This window comes from Ruegeria sp. YKSE079 (assembly GCF_059612845.1).
In genome coordinates, this window is record NZ_JBXWRJ010000015.1 from 96441 (window position 1) to 109311 (window position 12871).

The following is a 12871-nucleotide window of genomic DNA, read 5'->3' on the forward strand; positions in this document are numbered from 1 at the left end:
CCTCGGGCTGATAGCTGCTATCAGTCTGGATTTCATTCGTTTCCCTTGAAGGTCAGAGTTGTCGTACCGCGAAGGTATCGCAGCTGTTGGGGTTTCCGGATTTGTAGCCGCGGTAAAATCAGTTTTGCCGTTGTGCGCTGGTGCCATGCGTAAAACTGTCAGGTACCACAACACCCTTCTGGGCGCGTTGCAGCGCGTCATCTCCGATGGCGGCAGCCGTGTTGAGCGCCTCTTCAATGTCGCCCGGCTCCAGCACTCCAAACCGTTGATCCATGGCCCGCGTCCAGAAACCGGAGTAGCAATCCGCCTGAAGTTTCACGCGAACGGACAGAGCATTCGCCTGTGCCTGGCTGGACTGGCTTTTGGTTCGGTTGACCTTTTCCAGAAGTCCCAGACTGTTCTGAACATGGTGTGCGACCTCATGGGCGATCACATAGGCTTTGGCAAAATCTCCGCGCGCACCCAGACGTTGTTCCATCACTTGGAAGAACGACGTATCCAGATAAACACGCTGATCGACGGGGCAATAGAACGGTCCGGTTGCCGACATGGCACGCCGACAGGCAGATTGAGTGCGACCCGCAAACAGGACCAGAACCGGTGGCGTATATTGAATGCCAGAGTTTCGGAATATATCGGACCAGATCGCTTCGGTATCGGCCAAGATAACGGCAACAAACTCCTCTGTTTCATCGTCAATCTGCACCGGCGCATTTGCCTGCGGAGGGGCGACCTGATCCCCGCCACCCAGAAACGGCGTGACATCACCACCAAAAAGCAGACCGATCACGAGGACCACAATCAATCCGGCACCGCGGCCTTGTCAGAGGGATTGCGCTTGAGGCGGGCAGGGCGGTTTTGTAGCGTCTGGTCATGACGAATCCGAACCCGTTCCGCTACTTTCGAACAAGCCGCGAGATCATCCGGCTGGCCGTGATGTTGTACGTCAGGTTTCCGCTGTCTTTGCGGAATGTCGAGGATCTTCTGCACGAGCGAGGTATTGATGTGAGTCACGAATCTGTTCGGTTCTGGTGGAACCGTTTCGGTCCGATGTTCGCATCCGAGATCCGCAAGAAACGCGTCGAACAGATGCGCGACTGGCCGCAGTGGCGATGGCATCTGGATGAGATGTTCGTGAAGATCAACGGCGACCGTCATTACATGTGGCGGGCCGTCGATCACGAAGGTGAGGTTCTGGGAAGCTACGTCACGAAGACGAGAGACAGGAAAGCGGCATTGAAATTCCTCAGGAAATCATTGAAGCGTCACGGTCGTCCTGATGTCTTGGTAACCGACCAACTCCGGTCCTACGGTGCGTCGATGAAAGACAACGGCAATGCTCACAGGCAGGAAACGGGTCGCTGGCTGAACAACAGGGCCGAGAATTCACATCTGCCATTCCGACAACGAGAACGGGCAATGTAACGCTTTCGGCGAATGCGAAGTCTGCAGAAATTTGCTTCCGTCCACGCCTCGGTCTTCAATCACTTCAACTCGGAGCGCAGCCTCACCAGCAGACAGAATTTCAAGCTCAACCGCGCCGCCGCTCTAGCCGAGTGGCATCAACTTGCTGCGGCATAAAGGGCAGGGTTACTGTCCGAGCTGAGACTAGTTCTCATCCGTCTAACACCACCCGAAGGTGAAGTGCTGGAAAGCGTTGTCACCAAGCGGCGCAACAAGCGCGCTGCATTGATAATGTTCAGGAGATTGATGCGGCGGTATGGTCAACCAGAGGTCCTAGTCACCGATCGGTTCGCTTCATACAAGGCTGCACTTCGCGATCTGGGGTGCGATGATCTGCAGGCGTGCGGTCGCTGGCTCAACAACCGCGTTGAGAATTCACACCTGCCGTTTCGAAGAAGAAAACGAGCAATGCAACGCTTCAGGCAGATGCGAAGTCTGCAGAAATTCGTAGCTGTTCACGCCTCCATCTTCAACCACTTCAACCAGGATCGCAGCCTCTCGAAGCGAAACCACTTCAAGCAAAACCGTACCGCCGCTCTCGCCGAGTGGCGCGATTTCTGCGCGGCATAAGGGACAGCGTTACTGTCTTGGCAGAGACTGGTTCGAAGTCGTCTGACAGCACCCTCGGCACAATTGTTTCTTTGAAAAGTACTCCGTGTGATACAATCCCGGATTAGCAAACTTGGTCATTACCTTCATATGGGGTGACGTATGGGCCATTCCGGCAACAACTGCAAAGCGGGACGTTCCCGCAAAGAAAAAGGCACGAATCCAGAAAAAGACACGCTCGCAGTTGCTGCGCGGACGGATCAGGGGTCTCGGGTCCTGTCCCACGATCTTGCTCTTGGGAGCGTTTCGGATGACCGTTTGGTCGGTGTCATAGACGGCGCCTCGCAGGAAAATGCAGACTTCCTGACAGCTCTTGGAAAGATCATCGAAGCAATTGTGATGGACAGCGGGTCAGAGTGTGGATGCATATTGCTAGTGAAGGAAAGAAAGTTATGGCCCGCCGCTACTTGCGCAGGTTCTTCAGAAACCGAAAGCGGTTTCGAAAGCCTTTTGAACGCCATTTTGCACAACCACTCCATACAAGATAAGCTTTTGGAGGGAGAGGTCGTTTTTATTCAGGACGTCCAGAGTAGCATTGAAATGTCAGGATATTTTGTCGACGCTGTTGATGTTCGGAGTGTTTTTTCGGTTCCCATAGTTTGCGACGGACATCCATCCGGCGCTATTGTTGTCGGCCGTTGTGACGGGGGCGATTTCAATAAGACCACGACAAGCCATCTTTCCGTGTTCGCCGATTTGGTCGCGGCGGTCATCGAGAAATCTCGTCTGCTCTCCAGAACCTTGGAGCTTGAAACGGATCTGGCCGAGCGGAACAGCGAGTTGGCAGAAGCACGCGTTCAACGGGCAGCGTCATCCGACCTTTTGAAGATGATCAGCGGGACGTCATTTGATCCCGAACCAGTGCTTGGAACCGTGGTCGACACTGCAAAACGGCTTTGCGGTGCGGAACGGGCGCACGCCTTCATTCTTGAAGCGAACCTTTTGAAATTGGCGTCCGCAGGTACAGGCATGCCAAAAGGCCAGGAGCAGTATCTTCGGGATCATCCTCTGCCATTGGACAGAGGGTCGGTTGCGGGCCGGGCCGCTCTCGAACGCCAAGCGGTGCAGATCGAAGATTCACTGAACGATCCCGAATACAAGCTGAGCGAACTCACGGCACGTTATCAAGGCCGGACGCTCTTGGGTGTTCCGATGTTGAAAGGGGATCATCTGATTGGTGTCATTACAGTGGTCAAGTCTAAGGTCGAGCCATTCAATAAGCGCCAGATCGAACTGGTCTCAAACTTTTCGGATCAAGCAGTGATCGCGATCGAGAACGCCCGCCTGTTTCGGGAAGTGGAGTTGCGCAACCGCGATCTTGCCGATGCCTTGGAACAACAAACAGCGACAGCCGACATACTGGCGGTCATATCCAGCTCGTTATCGGATGCGCAACCAGTGTTCGAAGAGATTGTCGAAAGTGGTCTCAAGTTATTTCCAGGCTGTAAAGTTACGATAGCAAAGCCGCAGGATCGAGAACTTCACGTTGTGGCCATCGCAGCATCGAATGACGAGGACGAGGCCGCGGTTCGCGGTGTTTTCCCCATCCCGCTGTCGCATGAGTATCTTCATAGTGTTGCATTCCTGGAAAAACGTTTGGTCGACATATCTGACGCTGCGCAAGCCCCTGACGATCTGAAGGCAGGCGCCCAAAATCTTCTAGCCAGTGGCAATAACGCTATCACGGTATTTCCCTTGGTTCGTGATGATGAGGCGATTGGCGCTCTGAGCGTTATCCGGGAAAAACCCGGGCCCTTGTCTGACAAACAGTTGGGTATCTTCAGGACATTTTCCAATCAGGCCATGATCGCCATCGAAAACGCCCGGTTGTTGGAAGAATTACGTGAATCGCTGCAGCAACAGACCGCGACAGCGGACGTGCTAAAAGTGATATCGCGCTCTGCTTTCGATTTGCAGACAGTGCTCGACACGTTGACCCATTCCGCAGCAACCCTGTGCGAGGCCGAGAATGCGTGGATCTTTCGGCGGCACGGCGACATCTACAGGTTTTCCGCAAGCTTCGGTTTTTCCGAGACGTCGCATGCAAAAATAAAAGAATTCCTATCGCCTTTGGATGTGACCCCTGGCCCCGGTACGATGATCGGTCGAACCGCAAAAGCTCGCGAGCCGGTTCAGATTGTCGACGTGTTGGAAGACAGCGAATACTCGTGGGGAGAGTTACAGGAAATCGCCGGGTACCGGTCTGTCATGGGAGTCCCGTTGTTGCGCGACGGCGAGACAATCGGAATTCTGGCCTTGTCTCGCACCGTGGTTCGACCTTTCACTGAGAAACAGGTCGAACTTGCAACGACATTTGCCGACCAAGCAGTTATCGCAATCGAGAATGTGCGGTTGTTCGAAGAAGTTCAGGCGCGAACCAACGAACTTCAACAAACGTTGGACTACCAAACTGCCACGAGCGATGTATTGGGTGTCATTTCTCGGACACCCAATGAAATTCAGCCTGTCTTCGATGCCATCGTTAGTACTGCAAAGCGGCTATGCCACGCCAATGACGCACATATTTTCCGTTTGGACAATGGCATATACAAACTGGTGGCACACCTAAAAACCAAGGCATCTGAAAGCCTGACAGACTATTTGAAATCGCATCCCATCAAACCCGGACAACAAGGGTCGGTGACGGCCAGGGCAGCAAAAAAATTGTGCGCTGTGCATGTCCCGGACACTGCCGCCGATCCGGACTATGACAAGGGCATTATTGGCCACGCGGGACGCCGCGCCGTTTTGGCGGTTCCGCTGGTTCGCGATGGTACGGCTATTGGCGTCATAACTATGCAGCGCGAGGCCAATCGACCATTCACGCAAAAACAGATTGATCTGGTTTCGACATTCGCTGACCAGGCGGTGATCGCAATCAACAATGTCGAGCTGTTCGATACTGTCGAGGCCAGATCTCTTGAGTTGAGGGAGTCTCTGGATCAACAAATCGCTACGGCGGATGTGCTCAAGGTGATTTCCCGCTCGGCTTTCAATTTGACCAATGTGCTCCAAACCCTCGTCGAAGCTGCGGCCCGGCTATGCCGCGCCGACCAGGGGATAATTGCCCGGGAACTGGATGGTCAATTCGGTCGGGTGGCAAGCTTTGGGACTTCCGCCGAATTCAACGAATTTGTCAGAATCATGCCAACTGAGCAGGAACGTGGCACGGCGATTGGTAGGGCCCTGATCGAACGTCGTATTGTTCATATTCCCGATATCATGAATGACCGCGAATACACCTTTCTGGAAGGTCGGGAGTTGGGAGGGTACCGCACGATCCTTGCCGTGCCGATGCTGCGCGAAAACCGCGCTATCGGTGTATTGTTGCTGACCCGGTTTGAGCCGGACCCGTTCAACGAAAAAGAAATCGAACTTGCCGGCACGTTTGCAGACCAGGCGGCCATCGCCATAGAGAATGTTCGCCTATTCGACGACGCAGAGACGCGCACAAGGGAGTTGGAGCAATCGCTGAGCGATCTCCGCGCAACTCAGGATCGTTTGGTGCAAACCGAAAAGCTGGCCTCATTGGGTCAACTGACCGCCGGAATTGCGCATGAAATCAAAAACCCGCTCAACTTTGTCAATAACTTCGCTTCGGTTTCGACCGAACTCATAGACGAACTAAAGGAAGCGGTTGACGGGTTGCAAGCCGACAAGGAGGCAGCGGACGATATCCGGGAACTTGCGGACATGCTGCGCGGCAATCTGGAAAAGATTGTGCAACATGGTCAGCGGGCCGACTCGATCGTGAAGAACATGCTGCTTCATTCCCGACAGAGGTCCGATGAACATCGCGTTGTCGACGTCAATTCCATCGTCGAGGAAAGTCTGAACCTTGCCTACCATGGAGCCCGCGCCGAGCGGCAGGGCTTCAACATAACAATCGATCGTTCGTTGGCGCCAGACGCAGGCTCAGTGGATCTATACCCGCAGGAAGTTACGCGTGTTCTTCTGAACCTGATTTCAAACGGTTTTTACGCAACAATGAAACGAAAAGCGGATCAAACGGATCATGTTTATGAACCAACATTGAAAGCATCCACAAGAAACCTCGGGGACTGCGTTGAAATCGCCATTCGGGACAACGGCACCGGGATAACGGGCGAGGTGCAGGAGAAATTGTTTTCGCCCTTCTTCACCACCAAACCGGCTGGAGAGGGCACTGGCCTTGGTCTTTCAATCAGTCACGATATCATCGTCAAACAACATGGTGGTAGGATCGAGGTGGAAACCGAACCGGGGAAGTTTACCGAGTTTCGAGTCATTCTGCCCCGAACTGCCGTTGAGGGGGATAGACATGAACTTGCTCGTTCTCGTGATTGACGACGAAGCCGATATCGAAACCCTGTTCCGCCAACAGTTTCGAAAGGAGTTGCGGGCGGGTGAATTCGCCATGCAGTTCGCTCTTGGTGCCGACGAAGCCTTGGCCGCAATTCGCAGCATAAATGATGCAATGCTGATCCTCATCTTGTCCGACATCAATATGCCCGGCATGAGCGGTCTGGATTTGCTACCGAAAGTGCGCGCCGCCCGACCGGATGTCCCGGTGTTCATGATCACAGCGTATGGAGATGCCGAAACCAGGCGCTTGGCAGTGGAAAAAGGCGCCAAGGGCTTTCTGACCAAGCCGATCGATTTTGCATCCCTGCGTGAAGAAATCCGCTTGCGTGTGGAACAAGCCGCATGACGCCGCGAGTGCTTTTTGTCGACGACGAGGTGGATCTGGAACCTCTGGTCCTGCAGAAATTTCGGCGCCAGATACGGGATGGAGGGATAAGCTTCGTGTTCGCGCGCGACGGCATCGAAGCTTTGGAAATAGTTGGAAGCGACGAAGTTGTCGACCTGGTTGTAACCGACATCAACATGCCACGCATGGACGGCCTGACTTTATTGCAGGAGTTGCAAGAAAGAGAAGCCGGTCTATCCACCATCATTGTCTCGGCCTACGGAGATATGTCGAATATTCGCACTGCCATGAACCGCGGCGCGTTCGATTTTCTGATCAAACCCATCGACTTTGCCGACCTTGAAACGACGATCGCCAAAACCGTTCGGTATGATGAAATTCTGCGCGAGGCCCACCGCCGCCAAGCCATGGCTGAAAATGCCTATGCGTCTTTGTCTCGCTTCTTTTCCCCGAACCTTGCCGAACAATTGGCAAGGACAGGGAACGAAGCTGATTTTTCCGGGAAATGGCGGGAGGTTTCCATCCTGTTTACCGATATCGCCTCATTCACTAGTTTGGCCGAAACACTTGAGCCCGTTCAGCTGGAAACCCTTTTGAATGAATATCTTACGGGTATGACCGACATCGTTTTCGCTCATGAAGGGACGGTCACAAAGATCGTCGGTGATGCCATGCACATTCTTTTCGGTGCCCCGGGCGATCAACCCGATCACGCCGACCGGGCCGTGGCCTGCGCTCTGGCGCTGGACCACAAAGCGGAACGGTTTCGCGAAGCCTGGGAAGGGAAAGGGATATTGGTCGGCGCCACAAGAATTGGCGCTCACACCGGGCCCGCAATTGTGGGAAACTTTGGCGGTGAAAGGTTCTTCGACTACACAGCATATGGAGATACGGTGAACGTCGCCGCCCGTTTGGAACAAGCCAACAAAACACTCGGAACCAGAATATGCGTAAGCGCAGGTCTGGCGGAACGGGCGCGAAACTTCGAAGGCAGACCTATCGGCAGCCTTGCACTTAGGGGGCGCTCAGACATTGTGGACGCGTTCGAAGCATTGGCCAAAGACCAATGGAATTGCACAGGCACACGCGACTATTTGATGGCATTTTCTATGCTTGAGGCGGGGAATGCAGAAGCGCTACCTGCCTTTGCAGCACTGGTTGGAAGTCGCTCATGTGATCAACTTGCAAGCTTTCACCTAAAGCGTTTGCTTAACGGTGAATCGGGGGTTCGTATCGAGCTGACCTGAGGCGCCCCTTCGCCCATGTCTTAAGGAAACCGATTGAAGCGGGCCCGGCAGATTCCTGGCGTTTTGCGACAATGGATCCGAACCTGTTCCGCAATTTTCAAACCATCTCTGAAGTCATCCGGCAGACACCAACCGTCGGCTTTCATCAGCCCTGCGGTGTGTACCAGATGGGAGAGGTGTAGGCACGCTCCTGTTGCGATGTGGGAGCCCCGTCGGGGATCTCGATCCCGTAACGGAAAGCATCGTAGACATACCAAGGCGGCGTCGGGATCTCCAGCACGCGGACATAGTAGAAGGCCGGACGTGACGGATCAAAATCGGGGTCGGTCCACACCTTTGCAAGCTCCGAGGCACCGATCGTGTTGTTCCAGCTTGCAGACGCGACATCGACCGTGTCGCCCACAGCGGGAACCTTTCCGTCGGCACCGGCCTGGCGGTCGCCCGACCAGGCAACGTCATAGACCGTTTCGTCCGTCGTGCCATCCGCGTTCAGCCAGCCCTTCACGATCTGCACCCTGTCGAGATTGGCGCCAATCGGGTCTCGCAAGGCCGCTACCATGAAGGTCGGCGCCGTGGCGCCTTCGGGCGCGGCCATTAGGTCGGCGCCCATGGGTACTCCCTTGGCATAGCCGACCGTCGAGGGAATGCGCGAGTTCAGGTCGGAAGCGACAAAATCCCAGCCACCGAAGAACCGTACTGCGATGCGTGGCCCGGTCGTTGCGTAGATCTCCTTGCGGGCCATGGCGTCGAAGATGCTTTCGCGCGTATTTTCTTCTGCCCAGACCGCGGTGAGGCCCGAGGCCAGCATTTGCCATGCGAAGAGTTCACCATTCTCATTCTTCATGAACGGATGCTGCAAGCGTTCGGCCGACGGTTCGTACCCGGTGTGTTTACCGAAAAAGTTTTCCTCTTCGGCCGTGACAAGACCGGTATGGCTGTCAGTTGCGCCGCTCAGGCCGAACTTATATGGGTTGGTGCCGAATTTTGCCTCTAGGGCCAACCCGGTTTTTAACCCTTCACGAGCGTATTCCCGTGCAAGCATGTCATTGGTCTTGGCTTCTGACAGGTCAAGGTTACCAACATCCCAGTTGTAGAAATCCGCAAACTCGTCGTTGGGACTCAGGAAAGGGTGCGCCTCGCCATCACCCTTTATTTGAGTGATCTCATAAAGGGGTTCCCACCTTGCGCGCGCGTCAACATATTCCTGCGTAACCGCAGAACCGTCAAAGCGGGTGTCCACAGGGAACATGACGCCATTGGAAAGATTGCCGTTATGTGCAAGCGCAAGCGCGGCACCATTGGTCTTGTCTTCATAGGCGTCGAGATACGCGTAAAGATCCATAGGGTCAGGGCTGCCCCATGGCGGCGTCATCACCATCGGCACGACCTGCCCGACGCGCGCCGGGCCGTCGCGGAAGATGACGTTGCGGTGCAAATTGTTGCCAGCGACAAGAGACGTCCATTCGAACCCGAGCATCGGAGTGAAGACGCCGGGATCGTAAAACCGTTCGGCGGTGCGCAGGTTGTCTGACCAGATTGTCGCGAAACGCCGGGCCCCGGGCATGTAGTTGTTGAAGAGATCGACATCGATTGCCCCCTGCGACACCGTTCCGATCAGGTCCAGCGCGGTTTCCACTGCGGTTTGTCCACCTGCGCGGAAGCCTTCGGACCAGCGCCGCCCCTGTTCGTAACGCGTCACCGACGGGTTGCCAGCCAAGGCGTCAATGATCATGCCCATGCCGTCTGAATGATCGGTGATCGCCAGCCAGTCGAGCGGGCGCGACAGGCGCACGGGCTGACCTGATGAAGCGGTCACCTCCTCACCACGGGCAAAGCGGTAAGCGTCTTCGTGGGTCAGGCGCGCGCCGAAGCCGCCTGCGTCCATCGACTGACCAGTATGCAGGTGCGTGTCCCCCCAAAGCGGTCGTTCCGGAAAGCTGCGCCCGGCATAGGGCGAGTAGGCCGGGGCGGGGTAGGAATCGGCAAGCTGATCGGGTGAAGGCGTCCATTCCTGCGCAGCGGAGGGCAAGGCCCAAGACAAAAACGCCGTCGTCATCAGGATTGCCGCTTTTCTGGGGGAGTTTGGCCGATACAAATTCATGAAACGCTTTCCTATTAGTTTCTGTCCGGATGTGTCCGACAAAAAGGCCTGAGCAGCAGTAGGAAAGATGCATCCCTTCTACGCCACCCAATGACAATCGTAGGCTTCAATGATCGTAACTTAGCAGAATCGAACACTTATTCAAATTGGAATATGATCGCGGGTCGAAACCGCATCGAGGCACATGGTTAAACCACGGTTTCCATTTGTTCGGACGAGTCTCGCCAGCCATCCAACCTCATAGGACTTGTACTGGTCGCGGAAAGCCTTGCAATTTCGTTGCTTAGCAGAAAGCCTAGCGGATAAACGACCCTTTTGAATGCAAACCAGATGACTCCGCGATATTTTTTCTTTTCTCCCCTCGTCCATTTCTTTGTGATCGGTGCGCTGATTTTTGTCGGCTACGGGGTGGTCGAGGACGATGCAACTGCCCCTGCGCTTGATGCCATTGTTCTGACAGAGACCGACGCCGACCGTTTGGTGCAAAACTTTACCGCAACCTGGAACCGCTCACCGACAGCAACAGAACTCGACCACCTGATGCGGTCCTGGGCCCTGGAAGAGGTTAATGTCCGCGAGGCGCTGGCCCTCGGGCTGGACCGGGAGGACGCAGTAATCCGGCAACGGCTGCACCAAAAGATGCGCTATCTGGCGGAATCAGGCGCTGCCACTTTGGAACCCGACGACGTCACGCTCCAGGCCTATCTGGACAACAACGCGGACCGGTTCACGCGATCAGCGCGCTTTACCTTTGAGCACATCATCCTGCCACCGGAAAGCGAGGCTTCAGAGGTTCTCGCCTTGCTAGACAGCGGCGCTGACCCTTGGACATTAGGGGCTGCAAGCCTTTTGCCGCCAAGCCTGTCGATGTCGCCCGCACCGGTGATCGGCCGGACATTCGGAGATGGGTTTCACGTGGCCCTCGAGGACATGCCCATCGGAGAATGGCACGGCCCGGTTCAAAGCGGGTACGGCCTGCACTTGGTACGAGTGATTGACAGGGAGGACGCGGCGCTACCGCCGCTGCGGGACATCCGGGACCGCGTCAAAGCAGAATGGCTTGCCGAAAGAATGAAGGAAATGAGCGAGGCTTTCGGTCAGGCACTTCTGGATCGTTACCCGGTCAGCCTGCCCGATGCCGATACGGTGCTGAGCCAATGACCCGACTCCTGTCCGCCCTGATTGTTGTCCTAGCCACCTGTTTGCCGGGTTCCGCTTCGGCCCACGCACTCGATCCCGGGTATCTTGAGCTTGCCTCGCTCGGGCAGGAGCGCTGGCGCGTAACCTGGCGCACACCAGATGTGAAAGGTCGGCCGATGCCAATCGAGGCGCGCCTACCAGAGAATTGCTCGCACGAGCCACCTGCAGAGCCGATCTTCGATGGGCGGGCCTGGACAACGGCTTGGGTCACGACCTGCCCAGGCGGACTGAATGGCGGTGTGATCGAAATCGCCGGCCTCGACCAGACCCGCACGGAAACCTTGGTTCGGTATGAACTGGAACCCGGCCGGACGCAGGTCTATCGCCTCACGCCCTCCGAAACCGCGTTTGAAGTGCCGGAGAACCAGGGGGTTCTCGACATCATTACCAGCTACGTTGCGCTTGGGGTGACGCACATTCTGGAGGGCGTTGATCACCTGTTGTTCGTTTTTGCTCTTGTGCTGTTGATCCCAGGGCGCGGGCGACTGTTCTGGGCGATTACGGCATTCACGATTGCCCACAGTGTAACCCTGGCCGCGGCGACGCTCGGTTGGCTGAACATCCCGTCGCCACCTGTCGAAGCAGTGATCGCGCTCTCGATTGTGTTTCTCGCTTTCGAGTTGTCGCAACGACCGGAAGAGCGCGATCCACTGACGATGCGCTTCCCATGGGCGGTTTCCTTTACCTTCGGCTTGATTCACGGATTGGGTTTCGCCGGGGCCCTGCGGGAAATCGGCCTGCCCGAAGGCGATATTCCGGTGGCTCTGTTTGCCTTCAATATCGGCGTGGAACTCGGCCAGATTTTGTTTGTCGCTGTGGTACTGGCAGTTGGCTTCGCGGTCCAACAGGCCTATCCGGCAATCAAAGACCGAGCAGGACAGCTTGAGCGCGTAGCCAGCTACGGCATCGGGAGCTTGGCCGCGTTTTGGGTCATCGACCGGATTGCAGGGTTCTAAATGCGATTTGAAGTAGTCGGGGCTCTGATGATGTGACCGGATCAAAAGCGGACTCGCAAGCACTAGCAACTGTATTTCTCAGGCGGTCTGAGCCGACCAGTTTTGCCGAGATTTTAGGAGTGCGTTCGCGATTGTAACGAGCTTTCTAGCGACTGCTGTGATGATGACTTTGTGTGGTTTGCCTGCGTCACGCAAACGATCTGCGAAGATCTTGAGATGCGGATTGTGATGACTCGCGACCAGAGCAGCCTGGAACATGACGTGTCGTACCTGTCGCCGTCCGCCACCAATGACGCGCTTGCCGCGCATCGCACCGCTATCGTGAGCAATGGGAGCCAGGCCCGTGAGCGCAGCAGCTTGTTCTCCCGAGAGTTGGCCCAGTTCGGGCATTTCCGCGATCAGAATAGTGCTGGCAACGGGGCCAATCCCAGGGACAGAACGCAAGATATCAGCGGTTTTTGCAAGGCCCTGATCTGCGGCGATGGTCTGCGCAATCTGATCTTCCAATTTACCGATCTGCCGATCCAACAGCTCCCTCAGTTCAGCATCAACTTCAGTGAAAATCCCATCCGTTCCCAACTTCTCATGCGCCTTGATCTGCGCC

At 55.7% G+C, this 12871-nt stretch carries 9 protein-coding genes and 2 pseudogenes; 7 read left to right on the forward strand and 4 right to left on the reverse strand.

Annotation, left to right across the window (positions count from 1 at the left end; all coding sequences use genetic code 11):
- Positions 1–118: 118 nt before the first annotated feature.
- On the reverse strand, positions 119–790 hold the full coding sequence (gene ypfJ / locus AC2FMY_RS14910) for a KPN_02809 family neutral zinc metallopeptidase (protein WP_496807641.1): 672 nt from the start codon (positions 788–790) through the stop codon (positions 119–121).
- A gap of 11 nt (positions 791–801) precedes the next feature.
- Complete coding sequence (locus AC2FMY_RS14915) at positions 802–1014, reverse strand: hypothetical protein (protein WP_496807644.1); 213 nt, start codon at positions 1012–1014, stop codon at positions 802–804.
- Between AC2FMY_RS14915 and AC2FMY_RS14920 the strand changes: the two are divergent.
- The 5 genes and pseudogenes from AC2FMY_RS14920 (at position 937) to AC2FMY_RS14940 (ending at position 8010) form a co-directional block, all read left to right on the forward strand.
- Positions 937–1581 (forward strand): annotated as a pseudogene (locus AC2FMY_RS14920) (IS6 family transposase). The gene AC2FMY_RS14915 and the pseudogene AC2FMY_RS14920 overlap by 78 nt on opposite strands.
- Before the next feature lie 33 nt (positions 1582–1614).
- Positions 1615–2034, forward strand: a pseudogene (locus AC2FMY_RS14925) (DDE-type integrase/transposase/recombinase); the annotation flags it as partial.
- 141 nt (positions 2035–2175) lie between these two features.
- Entirely contained in the window at positions 2176–6399 is a 4224-nt protein-coding gene (locus AC2FMY_RS14930; protein ID WP_496807642.1) for a GAF domain-containing protein, read from the forward strand.
- Entirely contained in the window at positions 6374–6763 is a 390-nt protein-coding gene (locus tag AC2FMY_RS14935) for a response regulator (RefSeq protein WP_480752124.1), read from the forward strand. Before AC2FMY_RS14930 ends, AC2FMY_RS14935 begins: the two co-directional genes overlap by 26 nt.
- A complete protein-coding gene (locus AC2FMY_RS14940) occupies positions 6760–8010 on the forward strand; it encodes an adenylate/guanylate cyclase domain-containing protein (RefSeq protein ID WP_496748316.1) in 1251 nt (416 codons plus the stop codon). Before AC2FMY_RS14935 ends, AC2FMY_RS14940 begins: the two co-directional genes overlap by 4 nt.
- Before the next feature lie 145 nt (positions 8011–8155).
- On the opposite strand, the gene AC2FMY_RS14945 is transcribed toward AC2FMY_RS14940, so the two are convergent.
- Complete coding sequence (locus AC2FMY_RS14945) at positions 8156–10111, reverse strand: DUF3604 domain-containing protein (protein ID WP_496748317.1); 1956 nt, start codon at positions 10109–10111, stop codon at positions 8156–8158.
- Between the two features lie 330 nt (positions 10112–10441).
- Between AC2FMY_RS14945 and AC2FMY_RS14950 the strand changes: the two genes are divergently transcribed.
- Together AC2FMY_RS14950 and AC2FMY_RS14955 are read left to right on the forward strand one after the other, a co-directional pair.
- Positions 10442–11272 (forward strand): peptidyl-prolyl cis-trans isomerase, encoded by an 831-nt coding sequence (locus AC2FMY_RS14950; protein WP_496748318.1) that lies wholly within the window; start codon positions 10442–10444, stop codon positions 11270–11272.
- Positions 11269–12267, forward strand: coding sequence for a HupE/UreJ family protein (locus AC2FMY_RS14955; RefSeq protein ID WP_496748319.1), 999 nt, complete (start codon positions 11269–11271; stop codon positions 12265–12267). The genes AC2FMY_RS14950 and AC2FMY_RS14955 overlap by 4 nt, the downstream gene beginning before the upstream one ends.
- A 78-nt stretch (positions 12268–12345) precedes the next feature.
- Here the strand turns inward: AC2FMY_RS14955 and AC2FMY_RS14960 are convergent.
- Positions 12346–12871 (reverse strand): transposase (locus tag AC2FMY_RS14960; RefSeq protein ID WP_496807643.1); only part of this gene is annotated, 526 nt, incomplete at its 5' end.